General features: G+C 62.2%; 19 protein-coding genes. 4 read left to right on the top strand and 15 right to left on the bottom strand.

Annotated elements, in window-relative coordinates; translation table 11 throughout:
• Positions 1-65 precede the first annotated feature (65 nt).
• From NKI79_RS22435 to NKI79_RS22405, 7 genes are all read right to left on the bottom strand, one after another.
• On the bottom strand, positions 66-1,040 hold the full coding sequence (locus tag NKI79_RS22435; protein ID WP_502901837.1) for a sialic acid TRAP transporter substrate-binding protein SiaP: 975 nt from the start codon (positions 1,038-1,040) through the stop codon (positions 66-68).
• A gap of 52 nt (positions 1,041-1,092) precedes the next feature.
• On the bottom strand, positions 1,093-1,812 hold the full coding sequence (locus NKI79_RS22430) for a FadR/GntR family transcriptional regulator (RefSeq protein ID WP_352804543.1): 720 nt from the start codon (positions 1,810-1,812) through the stop codon (positions 1,093-1,095).
• A 197-nt stretch (positions 1,813-2,009) separates the two neighbouring features.
• Positions 2,010-2,921, bottom strand: coding sequence for a DMT family transporter (locus NKI79_RS22425; protein WP_502909846.1), 912 nt, complete (start codon positions 2,919-2,921; stop codon positions 2,010-2,012).
• Between the two features lie 81 nt (positions 2,922-3,002).
• Positions 3,003-5,603, bottom strand: coding sequence for a TRAP transporter permease (locus tag NKI79_RS22420; protein WP_352804537.1), 2,601 nt, complete (start codon positions 5,601-5,603; stop codon positions 3,003-3,005).
• 56 nt (positions 5,604-5,659) lie between these two features.
• Complete coding sequence (locus tag NKI79_RS22415; protein WP_352804578.1) at positions 5,660-6,613, bottom strand: TAXI family TRAP transporter solute-binding subunit; 954 nt, start codon at positions 6,611-6,613, stop codon at positions 5,660-5,662.
• Between the two features lie 93 nt (positions 6,614-6,706).
• Positions 6,707-8,038: an aspartate aminotransferase family protein gene (locus NKI79_RS22410; RefSeq protein WP_352804535.1), complete on the bottom strand. Its 1,332-nt coding sequence runs from the start codon at positions 8,036-8,038 to the stop codon at positions 6,707-6,709.
• Positions 8,035-8,940: a MurR/RpiR family transcriptional regulator gene (locus NKI79_RS22405; protein ID WP_352508688.1), complete on the bottom strand. Its 906-nt coding sequence runs from the start codon at positions 8,938-8,940 to the stop codon at positions 8,035-8,037. Before NKI79_RS22405 ends, NKI79_RS22410 begins: the two co-directional genes overlap by 4 nt.
• Before the next feature lie 95 nt (positions 8,941-9,035).
• Here NKI79_RS22405 and NKI79_RS22400 point away from each other — a divergent pair, with 95 nt between their 5' ends.
• Together NKI79_RS22400 and NKI79_RS22395 are read left to right on the top strand one after the other, a co-directional pair.
• The gene (locus tag NKI79_RS22400) at positions 9,036-9,884 is read left to right on the top strand and encodes a beta-keto acid cleavage family enzyme (RefSeq protein WP_352804532.1); all 849 of its coding nucleotides are present in this window, start codon (positions 9,036-9,038) and stop codon (positions 9,882-9,884) included.
• Positions 9,885-10,051: 167 nt separating this feature from the next.
• Positions 10,052-10,444, top strand: a complete 393-nt coding sequence (locus NKI79_RS22395) for a GFA family protein (protein ID WP_352476748.1) — start codon at positions 10,052-10,054, stop codon at positions 10,442-10,444.
• A 31-nt stretch (positions 10,445-10,475) separates the two neighbouring features.
• Here the strand turns inward: NKI79_RS22395 and NKI79_RS22390 are convergent, their stop codons facing one another.
• A complete protein-coding gene (locus tag NKI79_RS22390) occupies positions 10,476-11,984 on the bottom strand; it encodes a winged helix-turn-helix domain-containing tetratricopeptide repeat protein (RefSeq protein ID WP_352804575.1) in 1,509 nt (502 codons plus the stop codon).
• A gap of 154 nt (positions 11,985-12,138) precedes the next feature.
• On the opposite strand from NKI79_RS22390, the gene NKI79_RS22385 reads away from it, so the two are divergent.
• Positions 12,139-12,381 carry a DUF1127 domain-containing protein gene (locus NKI79_RS22385; RefSeq protein WP_352804529.1) on the top strand — a complete coding sequence of 81 codons (243 nt, stop codon included), beginning with the start codon at positions 12,139-12,141 and terminating at the stop codon, positions 12,379-12,381.
• Positions 12,382-12,489: 108 nt separating this feature from the next.
• Here NKI79_RS22385 and NKI79_RS33290 read toward each other — a convergent pair whose 3' ends face one another.
• Positions 12,490-12,771 (bottom strand): DoxX family membrane protein, encoded by a 282-nt coding sequence (locus NKI79_RS33290; RefSeq protein ID WP_502909842.1) that lies wholly within the window; start codon positions 12,769-12,771, stop codon positions 12,490-12,492.
• Between the two features lie 48 nt (positions 12,772-12,819).
• A complete protein-coding gene (locus NKI79_RS22375) occupies positions 12,820-13,182 on the bottom strand; it encodes a VOC family protein (RefSeq protein WP_352804525.1) in 363 nt (120 codons plus the stop codon).
• A gap of 261 nt (positions 13,183-13,443) precedes the next feature.
• Between NKI79_RS22375 and NKI79_RS22370 the strand changes: the two genes are divergently transcribed.
• Complete coding sequence (locus tag NKI79_RS22370) at positions 13,444-14,214, top strand: helix-turn-helix domain-containing protein (RefSeq protein ID WP_502909845.1); 771 nt, start codon at positions 13,444-13,446, stop codon at positions 14,212-14,214.
• Positions 14,215-14,321: 107 nt separating this feature from the next.
• On the opposite strand, the gene NKI79_RS22365 is transcribed toward NKI79_RS22370, so the two are convergent.
• From NKI79_RS22365 to ehuB, 5 genes are read right to left on the bottom strand one after another with little or no spacing between them, the layout of a single operon-like run.
• A complete protein-coding gene (locus tag NKI79_RS22365) occupies positions 14,322-15,050 on the bottom strand; it encodes a GntR family transcriptional regulator (protein WP_352646047.1) in 729 nt (242 codons plus the stop codon).
• Positions 15,047-15,826, bottom strand: a complete 780-nt coding sequence (gene ehuA / locus NKI79_RS22360; protein ID WP_302895675.1) for an ectoine/hydroxyectoine ABC transporter ATP-binding protein EhuA — start codon at positions 15,824-15,826, stop codon at positions 15,047-15,049. The genes NKI79_RS22365 and ehuA overlap by 4 nt, the downstream gene beginning before the upstream one ends.
• Positions 15,823-16,482, bottom strand: coding sequence for an ectoine/hydroxyectoine ABC transporter permease subunit EhuD (gene ehuD / locus NKI79_RS22355; protein ID WP_254818530.1), 660 nt, complete (start codon positions 16,480-16,482; stop codon positions 15,823-15,825). The genes ehuA and ehuD overlap by 4 nt, the downstream gene beginning before the upstream one ends.
• Positions 16,479-17,207, bottom strand: a complete 729-nt coding sequence (gene ehuC, locus NKI79_RS22350) for an ectoine/hydroxyectoine ABC transporter permease subunit EhuC (protein WP_352804519.1) — start codon at positions 17,205-17,207, stop codon at positions 16,479-16,481. The genes ehuD and ehuC overlap by 4 nt, the downstream gene beginning before the upstream one ends.
• A 54-nt stretch (positions 17,208-17,261) precedes the next feature.
• Positions 17,262-18,131 carry an ectoine/hydroxyectoine ABC transporter substrate-binding protein EhuB gene (gene ehuB / locus NKI79_RS22345; RefSeq protein WP_352804516.1) on the bottom strand — a complete coding sequence of 290 codons (870 nt, stop codon included), beginning with the start codon at positions 18,129-18,131 and terminating at the stop codon, positions 17,262-17,264.
• Positions 18,132-18,223: the final 92 nt, after the last annotated feature.

Raw genomic sequence — 18,223 nt, 5'->3', positions numbered from 1 at the left:
CAGGTTAAAGCGGCGAATCCGATTACCGCTCTATCCTCTTGATTGAGCATCCAGTTTCCGATGCTCTACTTGATAGCGCGGATCGCTTCCCAATCGGCCTTGTTGTACCCGAACTCGTCGAAGGTGACCTTCTCCAACACATTCTTCTCGAAGTCGGCACGGTCGACATCCGTTACGGTGATGCCGCGGTCCTTGAATACCTGCACCAGTTCCTTTTCGCGGGCGACGATCTTTGCAGTGGCGCGGGCGGCAGCCTCCTGCATCACCTCGGTGAAGATCTTCTTGTCCTCGTCGGACAGCGAGGCCCAGCGCGACGCCGATATGATGGTGTTGAGATGATCGACGATATGGCCAGTTAGCACGATATTCTTCTGCACCTCGTAGAATTTCTTCGCCTCGATGGTGGTCAGCGGATTCTCCTGGGCCTCGACCGTGCCGTTCTGCAGAGCCAGATAGACCTCGGCGAAGGCAATCGGCGCCGTGTTGGCCCCGCAGGCACGCGGCATGGCCAGATAGGCCGGCACGTCGGGAACGCGCATCTTCAAGCCCTGCATGTCGGAGCACTTGGCGATCGGCCGGTTCGAGGTGGTCTGCCGCGTCCCGTAATAGGTGGTGGCGACGATGTGATTGCCGGTCTTGTCCTCATAGCCCTTGGTCAGGGCCTTGTAGACGTCGCTCTTGGTGTATTTCAGCAGATGGTCGGCATCGCGGAAAGTGTACGGGAAATAGGTGACGCCGATCGGTGGATATTCGCGCGCCGCGAAGCTCGATCCGGAAATGATGATATCGACGGTGCCGAGCATCAGGCCCTGGTTGATGTCTGCTTCCTTGCCAAGCTGCGAGGCAGGATAGACGTCGATGGCATAGCGGCCCTGGGTGCGCTTCTTGATTTCGTCGGCAGCCCACACGGATTCGGTGTGGAAGGGCTCCGTCGTCTCGTAGACATGTGCCCATTTCAGGACCGTTTCCGCCGAGGCCGACGCCATGGGTATGGCAATTGCAGCGATCGCACCGAGCAGAACTGCGTATTTTCTCAGCATCTAATTCCTCCCTGGTTGAATTTGACGGCCGGATCTCCCCCCAGGCCAACTGCTATTCCGCAACCTCCTTGGCTGCGGCTCTCTCATCGAAATTGCGTGAGAATCTGATTTGCGACTGGCGCAGATGCTGCTGCATGGCGGCCTTGGCCCGCTCGGGGTCGCGCGCGGCAATTGCATCGCGCACGGCACGATGCTCCCTTGCCGCGACCTGCCAGGAATCGCTGGTCTCGAAATAGATCGACAGGCGTTCGAAGTACGGGTTCATGCGCTGATCGAAAAGCTCGCCGATGAAGCGCACCAGCACCGCGTTCTCGAGAATGCCGGCGACAGCGGTATGGAATTCCCGGTCGAGCGCAATGGTCATCTTGTTGGGGTGACGCATGGCCTCCATCCGGCGCAGCACGTCGTCGAGTCGTTCGATGTCTGCAGGCCGGACATGGAGGGCCGCTTCGGCGGCGATCGCGCCTTCGACGAATTCGCGCGCGCGCAACAGCTCGAACGGGCCTTCCTCGACTTCGGGTTCGGAGGCGGCGGCGTTCGGCGGATCGGTGACGTAGATGCCCGAGCCGACACGGATGCGTATGCGGCCTTCGACCTCCAACGCTATCAGCGCTTCACGGACCGTCGGGCGGGAAATTCCGAGCTGGTCGGCCAGATCCCGCTCGGTCGGCAGACGGTCGCCGACGGAAAACTCGCCGGCATCGATCAGCTGCCTGAGCTGATCGGCGACCTGTCGGTATAGCCGGCGAGGTTCAACAGCCTGGATCGGCATGCGCGTCTAATTCCCCTCCCCGGCCGCCCTGGTACATTGGTCTGACCCATTGACCGCAATCTAAACTGACGACCAAGAGAGTCAAGCTGGATAAACAGACAGAAGAAGAAGAAGGCGCCCTGCCCCATCTATCCGGTGCACCTATGTGGCGGGGGCCCGCGCAGCGGAAGGCGGCGCATTGCGAAGTATTGCATGCGTCAGCGTCGTCCTCCTCGAATGACCAGGACGTTTCCGGCGGCGACGAGGACGAGCCCGATGATCGCATACGCAGTCCAGGCATAGCCTTCCAGCGCCGTGGAGATCAAAAGCGCAAAGACGGGAAATATGACGGTCGCATAGCCGGCGCGGGCGCCGCCAATGCGTCCGAGCAGCGTCAGGTAGGCGGCGAAAGCCACGACCGTCGATATGACGGCGAGGAAGACCAGCGAGCCGATATAAGAGGCGGTCGTCGCGAACACGAACGGCTCACCGAGCAGGAAGGCCAGGAACGCCGACCACAAAGTGCCATAAAGCATGCCCCAGGCGCTCGTTGAAACGAGCGGCAGGTCGCGGCGCTGGTTTGCGACGGAGACGAGATTGCCGGCGCAGAAGCTCAGGGTGCCGCAGAGGCACAGAAGAAGGCCCACCAACGTGCCGCCGGAAAGCCCGTTGGCAGCGATTTCGGGGAAGAACATCAGCGCTATGCCGGCGAAGCCGATGATGCCGCCGGCGAGAATGCGCGGCGCAGGGCGCTCGCCGATGACCAAGGCACCGAGCAGCATGTTGATGACCGAGGCGAGCGAGAAGACGACCGAGAGCAAGCCGCTGACGAGATAGCCGGCGCCATAATAGAAAAACAGGAAGTTCGACGAGAAAATGAGGATGCCAAGCACAGCAAAGTGCAAATGATCGGTGATCGGAAAGCGGAGCCGCCGACCGGAAAAAGCCGCCCAGGCAAACATCAGCAGCGTGGCGATGGCGAAGCGCCAGACCAGATTGACCTCGTTCGACACGCCGCTGCCGACCTGAAGTTCGATCGCGAACCACGATGCGCTCCAGGCAATGACCGTCAGCGTGTAAAGCCCGTAGTCGACGGGTTCGAAGGGGCGGTCGCGCGTCGTCACGCGCATTTCCGCATTAGCCGGTTCCGCGGCGCCGTTTGGTTCTCTTGTTACTGACATGCTGGCGAGCCTCTTCCGCTCACAAGACGCTTACGGGCCGACTGTCCGCCTTCGCCGCTTCTGAACCCAGAAGACGAGACCGAGCAACAGCAGGGCTGGAATCGCGAACCAATAGCGCGACGGCCGCTCCGCGGGCACTAGCACCTGGTTGATTTCGTCGCCGGGCTGCAGGCCGAATTTGGCCGCCTGGCTGCCCAGTCGCACGACGCCGACCGTCACGCTGTCGCCGAGCACGCTGACGTCCAGCCCCACAGCCTTCAGGCGTTCGGCCGGTGAATTTGCGGGCCCGAGTTGTAGCCGGACCAGCTTCGATATCTCATCGCCGTTGAGGTTCAGCGTCGTCAGGCGCAGGCGAACCGCTCCGCCTTCGGCTGTCTCGTCGACGATACGGCTGAGTTCGGAGGCAGGCACTGCCCGATAAGGTTCGCTCACCTGATCGAGCAACAATCCCGGTCTGAACAAGATGAAACAGGCCAGAAGCAAGGCAATCGTCTCGTACCAGCGGTTGCGCACGAGCATCCAATTCTGCGTCGCTGCTACAAACGAGACCATGGCCAGCGTCGATGTGACCACCATCGCCACGAAGTCGAACGGCCCTTCGAGATCGATCATCAGCAGGCCGGTGTTAAAGATGAAGATGAACGGCAAGAGGCCGGTACGGATCTCGTACTTGAAGCCCTGAATCCCGGTCTTCACCGGATCGGCGCCTGAAATTGCCGCAGCAGCATAAGCCGCCAGCCCCACCGGCGGCGTCACGTCCGCCATCAGCCCGAAATAAAAAACGAACATGTGGACGGCGACCAGCGGCACGGCAAGATCGTTCTGCGCCGCCAAATCGACGATGACCGGCGCCATCAAGGTCGCGACGACGACATAGCTCGCAGTGGTCGGCATGCCCATGCCGAGAATGATGCAGATCACCGCGGTGAACAGAAGCATGACGATGAAGCTGCCGCCCGAGATGAATTCGACGAGCTCGGTCATCACCAGCCCGATGCCGGTGAGCAGAACCGTGCCGACGATGATGCCGGCCGTCGCAGTGGCAATGCCGACCGTCGTCATGTTGCGCGCAGCGGCGGACAGGCCACCGACCAGATCGTCGAAACCGTGAAGCCAATGCCGTGCCATCGCTCGGTCCTTGCGGAAAAAGGCGGTGAGCGGCCGTTGCGTGACGATCAACGCCATCAGAGCGACAACGCCCCAGAATGCCGAGAGGCCCGGCGAGAGCTCCTCCACCATCAGGCACCAGATCAGCAGGATCACCGGAAGCAGAAAATGCAATCCAGTGCGCGCCGTCTCGCCGAAGTGCGGAATCCTGACGATCTCGCCCTCCAGATCCTCGAGCGGCAGGTCGGGATAGCGCGCCCGGTAGGCGACAAGGCCGATGTAAACGGCGATCAGCGCGGCAGTGATCATCCAGGTCGCGGCCGCGCCGAAAACGATCTTCGTCCAGCCAATGCCGTAATAGACAAGCCCTGCGAGGACGATGAAGCCGCATATGCCCATTAGCCCGCGCAGCGCACCCTGAAATGCGGAGTGCGTGCGGCGTGACGGCAGGCCCTTCATCCCTGTCTTCATCGCCTCGATATCGACGATGTAGAACAACGATCCATAGGTCAGCAGCGCCGGATAGAAGGCGTGCTTGACTACCTCGGCATAGCAGATGCCGACGTATTCCGCGATCAGGAACGCGGCGGCGCCCATCACAGGAGGCATCAGCTGACCATTGACGCCGGCCGCGCATTCGATGGCGCCCGCCTTCACCGCAGAATATCCGACCCGTCGCATCAGCGGGATGGTGAAGGTTCCGGTGGTCACGACATTGGCGATCGAAGAGCCGGAAATCATGCCGGTCAGGCCGGAAGCCACGACACCGGCCTTGGCCGGACCGCCGCGGTATTTGCCGAGCAGCGAGAAGGCAAGCTGGATGAAAAAGCCGCCGGCGCCGGCGCGCTCCAGCAATGTTCCGAACAAAACGAACATGAAGACGACATTGGTGGACACACCGAGGGCGACACCGAACACCCCCTCGGACGTCAGCCACATCTGCGAGGCTGCGCGCGATAACGTCGCGCCCTTGTGGCCGAGCAGGCCAGGAAGGTGAGGCCCGGCGAAAATATAGATCAGCATGATCGCCGCGATGACAGTGATGGCAGGCCCGACGGCGCGACGGGCGGCCTCGAGCAGGATGAGGACGCCGGCGATCGATACGACCAGGTCAGCTGTAGTGGGAAGACCCGGCCGGTGGGCGATATCGCTATAAAAGACCAGCAGATAGAGGGCGGACGCCGCCCCGGCGATGCCTAGCACCCAGTCGGGTAGCGGCACCCGGCTGCGCGATGAGGTCTTGAAGGCCGGAAACGTCAGCATCGCCAGAAACAGGGCGAAGGCCAGATGGATGGAGCGGGCGATGCCGTCGCTGACAACGCCGAAATTGAGCATGAACGGAAGGGGCGAGGCATACCAGAGCTGGAACAGCGACCATGCAAGCGATACGCTGAGGATCAGCTTCGCGGTGCGGCCGGTCGGCTTGCGCCCACCGGTGTCGGCTTCCGCGACGATCTCGCTGAGCTTGTCGATGTCGATAACGGGTTGGTCAGGCGCTGCCGCCCGCTGGCTTTGATCTGTCATCGTTCCCCACAATTATTTGCGATGCGAGGCGCCCTTGGCGCCTCGCATTGAAGGCCTCAGAGCCAGCCCTTCTCCTTGTAGTAGCGCTCCGCGCCCGGATGCATTGGCGCCGACAGACCGGTCTTGATCATCTCCTTGGGATCGAGATTGGCGAAAGCCGGATGCAGTTTCTTGAAGTCGTCGAAATTTTCGAAGACCGACTTCACCAGCTCGTAGACCACCTCATCGGGCGTGCTGGCATTCGTCACCACGGTGGCGCGGACGCCGAATGTCTTCACGTCGTCCGGGTTGTTGGCGTACATGCCACCCTTGATGGTGGCGACTGAATAGTACGGATGAGCTGCCAACAGCGCGTCCACTGCCGGACCGGTCAGCGGGATGAGCTTGGCGCCGCAGGCCGTGGTCGGATCCTGGATCGCGGCGGAAGGATGACCAACGCCGTAGAAGAAGCCGTCGATCTTGTTGTCGCACAGCGCACTGCCCTGCTCGTCCGCCTTCAGCTCCGCGGCAAGCGAGAAATCGCCGAGCGTCCAGCCCATCTGCTTCAGCAACTCCTCCATCGACGAGCGGGTGCCTGACCCGGGGTTGCCGACGTTGAAGCGTTTGCCTTTGAGGTCCTCGAATTTGGTGACGCCGGCATCGGGCCGCGCCAGCACGGTAAACGGCTCGGGATGGACGGAGAAGACGGCTCGCAGATCCTTGAACGGCTTGCCGTCGAAATTTCCGGTCCCCTCATAGGCCTGGTACTGGACGTCCGATTGGGTCAAGCCGAAATCGAGGTCCCCTGTCTGGATGGAGTTGACGTTGAAGACCGAACCGCCGGTCGACTCCGTCGAGCATCGGATGCCGGTTTTCTGCCGGTCCTTGTTCATCAGCCGGCAAGTGGCGCCGCCGACAGCATAGTAGACGCCGGTGACCCCGCCGGTGCCGACCGTGACGAAGCGCTGCTCGGCTCCGACGGACGGCAGCGCCAGCAGCATGCAAGCCGCCGCGCCGATCAGGGTTTTCATCGAACTGTACATGGTTGCTACCTCTCTGGTGGATGTCCCGGCCCATCGCCGATGACGCGTTGGAACTGATTGAGGCGGTCCGCGTCGCGCGGGTCAGGCCGCTGAAGCGATCGCAGCGTCGATCGCCTCACCGAGCCGTTCGACGATCCGATCGATATCCTGTCTGGAAATGATGAAAGGCGGCGCCACAAGCACATGAACGCCCCGCACACCGTCAATCGTCCCGGCCATCGGATAAATCATCAGGCCGCGGGCCATTGCTTCGCGCTTGATGCGAGCGTTGAGTTCAAGTCTCTGGTCGAACGGTTCCTTGCTGGCGCGATCGACCACCAGCTCGATTCCCCTGAACAGACCTCGTCCGCGAATGTCGCCGACGTGATGGTGATTATCAAAGCGCTGGTGCAGGCGTTCGTCGAGCTGCGCGCCCATTGCGCTGACGTTGTCGAGCAGGCGGTCGCGCCGGATGACCTCCTGCACGGCAAGGCCGGCCGCCGCCCCCATTGGATGCCCCATATAGGTATGTCCATGCTGGAAGAAGCCCGAGCCCTGGGCAAAGGCGTCGAAGATATGCCGGCCAAGCAGCACCGCGCCGATCGGCTGGTAGCCTCCGCCGAGCCCCTTGGCGATGGTCAGCAGGTCGGGAGCGATGCCGTCCTGCTCGCACGCATGCAGCGTGCCGGTACGGCCCATGCCGCACATCACTTCGTCGAGAATGAGCAGCACGCCGTAACGGTCGCAGATCGCGCGAATGTGCTTGAAGTAATCGGCGACCGACGGCACGGCGCCGAGTGTCGCACCCACCACCGGCTCGGCGACAAAGGCGATGACCTCGTCCGGGCCGAGTTCAAGGATCTTGTCTTCGAGCTGCTGAGCGGCGCGCGCCGCATAGGCTTCGTCGCTTTCGCCATGCTTTTGATAGCGATAGGCGTAACAGGGGTCGATATGGTGGGTCTCGATCAGCAACGGCCTGAACTGGGCGCGCCGCCATTCGTTGCCGCCGGTGGCGAGAGCGCCGAGCGTATTGCCGTGATAGCTCTGCCGGCGTGCGATGAGATGGCGCCGTTGCGGCTCCCCTTTCTCGACGAAATATTGCCTGGCCATCTTGAGCGCGGCCTCGACCGCCTCCGAGCCGCCGCTGACCAGATAGACGTGGTCCAACCCTTTCGGCGCGTCCTCGACCAGCCGATCCGCCAAGCGCTCCGCCACCTCGGTGGTGAAGAAGCCGGTGTGTGCGTAGGCGATGCGGTCAAGCTGGGCGTGCAGCGCGGCGATCACGTCAGGATGACCGTGGCCGAGACAGGACACGGCGGCGCCGCCCGACGCGTCGATATAGGACTTGCCCTCGGCATCGAACAGTTCGATGCCTTGGCCGCGAGCGGCGACCGGCAGCGTCGAGTGGATGGTTCGATGAAGAATGTGTGTCATCGACGGTCCCTCATGGGCATTTTCTTCGGCGGACGCTGGTTCAGATGGGTCTTGAGGGCGGCGCCCTGCTCATCGAAACGTCGCAGCGACTCAACAGCGCCCTCGCCTGCCTGCCCTGCGACAAGAGCACCCAGGACCTCAGCAACGATGAAAGCTGGCGTCATGGTGTGGAAAAAGGACGGGCTGCCGGTCGGCACGACGACCAGGTGATCGGCAAGCAGCGCCAAGGGCGCTACCCCGCTGTCGGTGATCGCAATGACCGGTACGCCGCGGCCGGCAGCGTACTCGACAAGCTCGATGGTGAAGCGCGTGTAGGGCAGGACGCTGGCGGCGATCAGCACGTCGTCCCTGGTCGCATGGGCCAGGGCGTCGCCATCGGTTCCGCCGATGCCGTGTAGCAGCACCGATTTCTCGCCGATCAGCGACAGGATGTAATGCAGATGCCAGGCCACTGCGTGGCTCGAGCGCAGGCCGAGGCAATAGACGCGCCTTGCCGCACTCAGCGCCCTGGCCGTCTCGACCAGACGGTCGATCGACCTGCGTTCGGCGAGATGGGCAAGCTGGCTGGAAATCGAATCCAGAATATCGGCCGCCAGCGCGTGGTCGCCCTTGAGCTTTTGGCTGGCGACCTGAAGGCCCGCCTTGCCGGCGAAACCGATTTCGCCGTCCCGGATCGCGGCGGCGTAGATATCGCGTACCGCCTCGTAGCCATCAAGGCCGAGATGCTGGGCCAGCCGCGTCATCGTCGCCGGCTGCACTCCTGCGTGCCGGGCCTGCTCGCGCATGGACAACAGCGCGACATCATACGGCTTATCAAGGACATAGCGCGCGGCGGACCGAAGCTGCGCCGACATGCCGTCGAAGGCAGTGACGATCTGTCCAGCAAGCTCTTCCTGGTCCATGGATATTGCTAGCTCGCCAGGCCAGCGATTGCAACGTCTGTTTCAGTGTGATCAAAGATGATTCATATGAATCTTGTCGCTTACAGAACCTTCCCATGAAGCCGGCCCATGGTGTCGACCGCATCGCCATAGCCGTCGCCCCGAACGGGGGACGTCGCAGCAAGGCCGACCATCCGGCGATTCCGCTGACACCAGCCGAACTTGCGAGGACGGCCGCGGAATGCGCCGATGCCGGTGCGGCTATGATCCACGTTCATGTCCGCGACCGAAGCGGCAATCATCTGCTCGAAGCCGACGCCTACCGCCAGGCGATCGCCGCCATCCGCGGTGCTGCCGGCGACCGCTTGGTAATCCAGATCACCTCCGAAGCACTCGGTATCTATTCGCCGGCCCAACAGATGGCCGTCGTACAAGATGTGAAGCCGCAAGCTGTCTCCCTGGCGCTTCGCGAAATCGTTCCTGACGCCGGATCGGAACTCGCCTTCGTGCGCTTCATGGCCTGGCTGCACACCGAGGGGGTTGCGCCACAGATCATCCTCTATTCGCCCGAGGAGGCCGTCAGGCTTTCGGACATGCAGCAGCGCGGACTGATTCCCTGGGCAAGCATACCGGTTCTCTACGTGCTGGGCCGCTACACGCCGGGACAGACATCCGTTCCTGCCGATCTCTTGCCATTCCTCGCGGCGAACATGCCGCGCTTCGACCATTGGAGCGTCTGCGCCTTCGGCCGCAACGAAGCGGCGTGCGTGACCGCCGCCGCATTGCTTGGGGGCCATGTCCGGGTCGGCTTCGAAAACAATCTTTTCCTTCCGAACGGCAGCATCGCCTCCTCCAACGCCGAGGCGGTAGGGACGGTCGCACGCATACTCGCCGACTGCGGAGTCAAGCTCGCCTCGGCCGCCGAGTTGGCGGCTCAATGGAACGCGCCGTTTCGTTCCATATGACAAACCAAAGCCTATTTTCGGCGGCAAGCTCGCATAAGGCATAGAGAGGCGGCTGCAATGTCATCGCCACGGAAGAACGACATGTCCCCGCCCGCGGCGCGGCGATTGCAACAACAGTGCCGGTCGTTGTAACCATTCCGGCCGCTTGATTTTGGAGGAGACGCAGCATGGACCGATTCACCGGCGGGTGCCTGTGCGGCAACGTCCGAATTGTCGCGTCGGGACGCCCATACCGGGTCGGCCTTTGTCACTGTCTCGACTGCCGCAAGCATCATGGAGCCCTTTTTCACGCTTCCGCGATATTTCCTCAGGATGCGGTGACGATCGACGGCGAAACACGCGACTATGCCGGGCGGTTTTTCTGTCCCCGCTGCGGCTCGTCCATTTTCGGACGCACCGGCGACGAAATCGAAGTGAACCTGGGATCGCTGGACGCGCCTGACCAACTGATGCCAACCTACGAAAGCTGGATCATCCGTCGCGAGTCCTGGTTGCCGCCGTTTCCGCTCACGAGACGATACGAGCGCGATCGCGACGCCACGGGTCGCTTTGAGGAATAGGTCGCACGAACCGTGCGACGGCGCCGGCGCGTCACTCCGGAAGGCCGGCCTTACGGAAGCCGTCAACGAAATGCTCAAGCGTCGCAGCGTCGCGGAATGGCTCCGTCGCCGCCCAGTGGCGGGTTGTGAAATGCGGGTTGCCGACGAGAAACAGTTCGACCTCTGCGCGCGCCTCATCGAGCCGGCCGAGTTGGGCAAAGCTTGCCGCCAGGAAACGGCGTGAGCTTGTACGATAGGTCTCGTCCCTGCGCAGTGTCTCGACAGCGGCTTCGTATTCGCCGGCTGCATATTGCGCCTGGCCGAGCGCGAGATAATACCAACTTGCCGGGAACGGATTCAGCCGGAACGCCTTGCGAATGTGCTCAAGACCCTCCTCGACCCGTCCGGCCAGGACCGCGATGTCGGACAATGCCGCCCAGGCATCGGCCTCGTTCGGGTCGAGCTCGATCGCCTTGGCGAATTCCTCATCCGCCTCGGCGAAGCGGCGCTCGTAGGCAAGCAGGTAAGCCAAAACCCAGCGGCAGCCGGCATCGTTGGGGTCGATCGCCACGGCTTTGCGCGCGAGTTCCAAAGCAGCGCTACGGGATGTTTCGGTTGGTCCGCCGGAATGCACCCATCCCATCCAGTGGTTCATGGCAAGCCAGCGATAGGCCTCGGCATATTCCGGATCGAGCGAAACCGCGCGGGTCAGCATCAGATGCGCTTCCTGCGCCGTCTGCGGCGAATCATCCATCAGCTTGCGCGCCCGCACGCAGAGATCGTAGGCCTCGAGATTTTGGGGCCGATTGCGCGGCGGCGGTGCACGCAGCCGGCCGAGTAACGCCGCGACGATCTTGCCGGTGACCTCGTCCTGAACGGCAAAAATATCTTCCAGGCTGCGATCGAAGCGTTCCGCCCATAGATGATCGCCACTCACCGCATCGACCAGCTGTGCGTTGATGCGCACGTGCCCCGCGGCGCGCCTTGCGCTACCCTCCAGCAGGTAGCGCACGCCAAGGTCCTCAGCGATCCCGCGCACGTCCATCGCCTTTCCTTTGTAGGCAAAGGCCGAGTTGCGTGCGATGACGAACAGGCCGGAGACCCTCGACAGGTCGGTGATCAGGTCTTCGGTCAACCCGTCCGCGAAGGATTCCTGTTCGGGATCGTTGCTGACATTGACGAAGGGCAGCACGGCTATCGATGGTTTGTCGGGCAGCGGCAAAGGTTTTCGCTTCGCGCCGCCGAGCTGTTCGACGGCGCCCGTGAAGCGGTAGCCGACGCGCGGAACCGTGGCGATCCATTCACCGCCGTCGGCGGCCGGGCCAAGCAGCTTCCGCAGCACTGCGATCTGGACGGTGAGGTTGCCTTCCTCGACGGCTGTACCCGGCCACGCCGCGTCCATCAACTCAGCCTTTTCAAGGATTTCGCCGGACCGTCCGACGAGCGCCGCAAGCAGCTTTAGCCCGCGGTAGCTAACGGCAACGGGGACATCGTTCCGAAGGAGCGTTCCCACACCCGGATCAAGCACGAACGGACCAAAAGCAAAGCGCGGTCCCTGCATACGGCGCATCTATAGCCCGTTTGGAAGTTTTGAGAACTATTTGGGAGAGCTTAATTACGACGCCGGTCGTATCCTGCAGAATTCAGCCTCTTTCAGGTCGAGGGCCCCACACTCCCAAAATCGTATGGGCCCCTCAAACCACATGGAGGTTGCCATGAACGATATTCCCACCTTTGCCTCGGCCCCGCTTGAGGCAACGCGGCCGGCGGAAGCATCGCCTCGGCGCTACAGCCTGGCGACGCTGCGAAGCATTATCGCGGCTTGGCGCGAGCCGACACGCTCTCGCTGGGATCTCAAGCGATTGGCGCAGACCAATCCCCATCTGATCGACGATATCGGTCTGACGAGGCGACAGGCCGAGGAAGAGATCGCCAAGCTGCCCTTCTGGCAGCGATAGGCGGATGCTGCAACAACACCGGATCACCAACGACCAGCGGCTGATTGCAGATGAAGACGAAGCCGCCGCCCCGAAATGATGATCACAGGCTAGTGGTCGCGGCGACAATCAACCCGCCCAAGACGGCAACATTGGTGAAGCCGGTACGAAGCGCTTCGCGTTCATCGCCGCTGTAGGCCAGAAGTTGAGCGCCATGAACGACGCCGTAATGGTGAATACGGCCAGGGCTGCGGCGGGAAAGGGTCCACCAAGGCCCGTTGCGAGGCAAAAGCCGCCTGCGATCTCCAGCACCGATCCGGCCGCGAGAAGAGGCTTGGGAGCAGGAAGCCCCGCCCGGCCAGGGACGCTGCAATCGCCCGAAATCTGAGGACATGCTCGGCGCCCGCCCAAATCAAGACGCCGCCGAGCAAAACCAAACCCGAGGTGGGAGGAACGCGATCATTCATTGCTGCCGTCTTCGGTGTAAACCGCTAGCTCGTAACCGTCCGGGTCCGCGAAATGAAAGCGCCGGCCGCCGGGGAAGCCATAAATCGGCCTGACGATCTTGCCCCCCGCTTCCTCGACACGCTTGACCGTTCCCGGCAGATCATCGGCATAGAGAATGACGAGCGGGCCTCCTCCGGACCTCGCTGGGCCAGCAGCAAAGCCACCTGACAAGCGACCGTCGTTGAACTCGCAATATTGCGGGCCGTAGTCGGTGAAGGTCCAGCCGAACGCCTTTCCGTAGAAGTCGCGTGACCGCTGAATGTCTTTCACGTTGAATTCGACGTAGTCGATCCGTTGGTCGTTGTTGTTGCTCATGACGCATACCTCTCATGTGATGTACGACGCCGAAAGATAAGCACGCATCTCGCTTGCCTTATTGAACAGAACGGCCATTGACGTATGAGCCGCACACTGGCGATGCACGTCGCATCGCCCCCCACCTGCCCTCTTCGTTCCGGCCGGAAGAAAACAACCCATTCTTGCAACCGTTCTCGATTGGAAGACGTTGTCTCGAGCGACGGCCGGGCGCAGCCGCTGCGCCGTAGGTTCACCGCCGCTAATCCGAAGGGGAGCGAGATGAGCGATCCCGTCCCAGCGCAGGCAACGGGTTCATTTCAGCAACGTCCAGCGTCGGCGCGGCTTCGCGGGAGCTTTGCTTCGGTGTGGGTGCATCGAATGGACCCGGCGGGCTCACCGCCAATCGTCATCATGCCCGACACAACGATCGATTTGCAATGGATCGGGGGCAGCTTCCGAATTGCCGGCCCTGACAAGGAACCGCAGACCGAGGTTCTAGCGGCGGACGAGGTCGTGATCGGCTTGCGCTTCCATCCTGCCGCGGCGGCGGCATGGCTCGGCGTGCCGCAAATCGAGCTGGTCGGCAAGAGGCTGTCGCTCGAAGATCTGTGGGGCGCGCGAGCTCGCCGCCTCGCCAGCCGCGTGCGCGCCAGCGACAGTCTCGAGGATATGGCCTGCTCGCTCCAACAGGTCGTCGCCGAGGAGGTGCCCGCGCCCGCGACCGACGTTCCCATGCAGGCGGCATATCGTTTGATCGAGCGCGGGCCGCCACCCGACGCGCCGCTCGTCCCTTGGTTGATGCGCGCGCTCGAGATGAGCGAAAGGACGTTGCGCCGGCGCTTCGACACGAGCTTCGGCTATGGCCCCAAGACGCTTGACCGTATCCTCCGCTACCAGCGCTTTCTGCGGCTTTCGAGCCGCTCCAGCAGCTCCACCGCCATGCTGGCGGCCGAAGCGGGCTATTCCGACCAGGCGCATCTTGTCCGCGAGAGCCGCCGCCTGACGGGAAGCACCCCGCGACAGATTCATTATCTGCTGCACTGCCAGTGAATTCTCGGCGCGTTCTTCGACCAGAGGAGACTGCTATGAAACCGCACATTCGGTTTTGACTATCGCTGTCGCCGACCTTGGCGGCCAGCACAACCCCGAGGGGCTGACTATGTTGCTCTATCCAGATTCGCCTCGCCTGCATGACGCATCATGCGGCGAAAGCTCATTGAGATGTGCGCCCGCCTTATGTGCCCTATGGACTCCCAGTCACCGATCTCGGCGGCGGCAAGGACCTCTTCCATTTCGCGGCGGAACGCGGTGAACTCCTCGACAAGGCCCAATTGCGGCATCATCTTCAGGACGACGCGCGCGACCTGAAAATACAGGCGCTCGCTGATCTCGCGCAGCGGCTGGTTGCCGGTCATCGCCGTGAGCTCGTAGAAAAAATCCATGTTGAGGCGCAGGAAAGCGCGCTGGTCGGGATTGAGTATATCGGCATCGCAACGCGCGATGAGCGCCCGTATCCGGTCGAGATCGTCCGCCGTGCGCGGGATCGGCGAAAGCTTGCCGACGAGGAGCGCCAGCTCCAGGCGCAAATGATAGACCTGCTGCAATTCCTCGATATCGACATCGGTGACGATCGTGCCGACGCCGTGGACGGATTGAACCAGACCCTCGGATTCGAGACGCGCCAGGACACGCCGGACCGGCGTGCGGCTGATCTCGAATTCCTGGGCAAGTTCTTCCTCGGACAGATGGCTTCCCGGCGCATAATCGAGCAGGCAGATGCGGTCGCGCAGTATCCGGTAAATGCGTTCAAATCGCTCCCGGGCCGACAGCGGACGTGGCGGCGCGGCGGTCACGGCTGTGGGCGTGGCATCTGTCTCAAGCGTCATCCAGCCTCCAGGACAGCGTGCAGGAACTGCCGTGTCCGCTCGTTCTTGGGGGTGCCGAACAACTCGCCTGGCGGCCCTTGCTCGCAGATCTTGCCCGCGTGGAAAAAGCAGACACGATCGGAGAATTCCTTGGCAAATCCCATCTGGTGGGTGACCATCAGCATGGTGAGGTCATGCTCCCTACCAAGTTTTCGGATGACTTCAAGCACTTCGCCGACGAGTTCGGGGTCCAGGGCCGAGGTCACCTCGTCGAACAGCATGATCTTGGGCCGCATGGCGCAAGCGCGTGCGATGGCGACACGCTGCTGCTGACCACCCGAGAGCTGCGAGGGATAGTGGTCCTTCTTATCCGATAAGCCGACCATGTCGAGCAGTTCGGCGGCACGCGCCTCCGCATCGGCCCGCTTCATGCCTAGCACGGTTATCGGTGCCTCGATGCAGTTCTGCATCGCCGTCATGTGCGGGAACAGGTTGAACGACTGGAACACCATGCCGATCTTGGCGCGGATCTTGCGGATGTGGGCGAGATCGGCGGGAACAAGTTTGCCGTTCCTCTCCATATGGGTCAGCGGCTCGCCTTCAACCCAGATGACACCGTCATTGATCGTCTCCAGCGTCATCAGCATGCGCAGCACCGTCGTCTTGCCGGAGCCGGACGGGCCGATGATGGAGACCTTTTCGCCGCGTGCTATTTCCAGATTAAGCCCGTCGAGAACGGTTAACGTGCCGTAGCGTTTCGATACATTGTCGAAGCGAACCATCGGTTGTTCCGTCATCGCATGGTCCTCCGGTTGAGCAGGCCTTCGAGGGAGCGAATGAGCGCAGCAGAAACCAGGCTCATGGCAAGGAAGAACAGACCGACCAGCGTCATCGGCTCGGTGTAGCGGAAGGTTTCGGAGCCAATGATCTTGGCCGTCTGCATCAGCTCCAGCACGGCGATTGCGGAAAGCAATGGCGTCTCCTTGAACAAGGCAACCAGATAGTTGCCGAGCGCTGGAACGATCGGCGGAATCGCCTGCGGAATGATGATGTCGCGGAACGTTGTCCAGGCCGAAAGATTAAGTGCGATCGAGGCTTCCCACTGGCCGCGAGGGATGTTGTCGAAACCGGCGCGATAGACCTCGGAGCAATAGGCGGCATAGTGGATGCCGATGGCCAGCACCCCGGCGGTGAAGGCGTCGAGCACGACACCGAATTTCGGAAAGACGAAATAGAGAAAGAATATCTGGATAAGCAGCGGGGTCGAACGGATCAGTTCGACCAGCACCGAAATTGTCCAGCCGGTCCACGGCACGGCGATACGGACGACGGCCAGCACCAGGCCAAGCGAGGCGGCAAGTGCAAAGCCGATCAGCGTCGCCTCGATGGAGACGATGGCCGCGCGGGCAAGCACCGGCAGGATTTCAAAAGCAAATGCCCAGTCCCAAATCATGCTGCCTTCCCTCGCGCCAGTCCGATCGATGCCCGCCTTTCGAGAAGCCGCATGCCGATGGTGAGAACCAGCGACATTGCCAGGTACATCAAAAGGACAAGTGTGAAGATCGGAATGGTCTTGAACGTATTCTGGTTCATTTGCTGCGCCTTGAAGGCGAGGTCGGACAGCGTGATCAGCGACACAAGCGCTGTCGATTTCAGAAGCTCGATGAACAGATTGCCCCAAGGCGGGATCATCGCGACAAAGGCCTGTGGCAGGATGATCCGGCGCAACATCTGTGGCCGGCTCATGTTCAAGGCCGTACACGCCTCCCACTGGCCGCGAGCGACCGACAGGATCGCGCCACGCACGACCTCCGACCCGTAGGCACCGACGTTCAGGCCGAGTGCCAGGACTGCCACCACGAATGCGTTGATCGTGACGCCGAATTGCGGCAGCACGAAAAACAGCCAGAACAATTGTACCAATGCCGACGTTCCGCGGAAGATCTCGACATAGACCGTGGCCAGCCATCTGAGCGGCGCCGGGCCATACATCCGTGCAAGTGCTGCAAGCACGCCCATGACGATTGCGAGCAGGCTGCCGAGGACGGCGATCTCGATTGTCAGGACCGCGCCTTGCAGCAGCCCCGGCATGAACACTCGATAGCTTTCCTGTGTTGCCAAGGCGCCGATCACGACGAGCGCGATGACCAGCATGACAACGAGCGTACGGATACCCATGCGATTCCCCCGGGAAAAAAGGGCGGCGCTTTCGCGCCGCCAGCAGTTGGGAACCTACTTGCCCGCGCAAAGCTCCGCGGTGGTCTTGTTGGGGAGGTAGTCCTTGCCGAAGCCGAGCGGCTCGACCAGCGCAATATGCTCCGGCGAACCGATGAACTTCTTCAGCTCGGCGTTGAACGCCTGCTGCAGGTCGGTGTCCTCCTTGCGGAAGCCGAAGCCGCCATGACCTTTCACCGATTTGCCGGCAACCTCGCCGAAGGGCTTGGTCGATTCGACGCCGTCGGCTTTCTTGGCCATGTCGGCGATCGAAAGAGCGGTCAGCGCAGCAGCGTCGGCGCGGCCCGACTGGACGGCCGCGACCAGGCTGGACTGGTCGGGCAAGGCGACGATCTGCCCATCGGCGACGCCCGCGTCCTTGGCGTAACCGCCTTCGACCGCGCCGGCCATCACGGCGAGCTTGAGATCCGGATTTTCCTTGAAGCTGGAAAAGTCCTTCACGCCTTTCGGATTGCCTTTTGCGACCAGCATGGCCTGACCGATGCCGTAGGACGGCTCGGAGAAATTGATCTCGGCGCAGCGCTTCGGGTTGATGAACATGCCGGCGGCGATGATGTCGAAGCGGCCGGCCTTGAGACCCGGGATGAGCGAACCGAATTCGGTCAGCACACCGTCAACCTGCGGGATGCCCATCTTGGCGAGCACCGCCTTGGCGACTTCAGGAGCCTCGCCGGTCAGCTTGCCGTCAGGCGTGGCGTAACCGAACGGCGCCTCGTTGGCGAAACCGACGCGGATGTAGCCGTCCTTCTTGGCCCGTTCGAGGGTGGTTTCGGCGTGAGCGGATAGCGGCGTCAATGACGTCGCGGCGAGCGCGATGCAGGCAGCCGCTTTCACGACCATGCGGCGCGATATCGATGAATTGAGCATGCTTTTCTCCCATTGGACAACTGTGGATGGTTCCCAGGGCGCGGCCTTCTTCGAGGTCGACGCCTGCTTGATAAGACGTATACAACTGCCCT

Origin of the sequence: Mesorhizobium sp. M0340, assembly GCF_040321535.1 — a bacterium.
In the GTDB taxonomy this organism is placed as follows: domain Bacteria; phylum Pseudomonadota; class Alphaproteobacteria; order Rhizobiales; family Rhizobiaceae; genus Mesorhizobium.
This window is presented reverse-complemented; position numbering and strand designations above follow the sequence as displayed.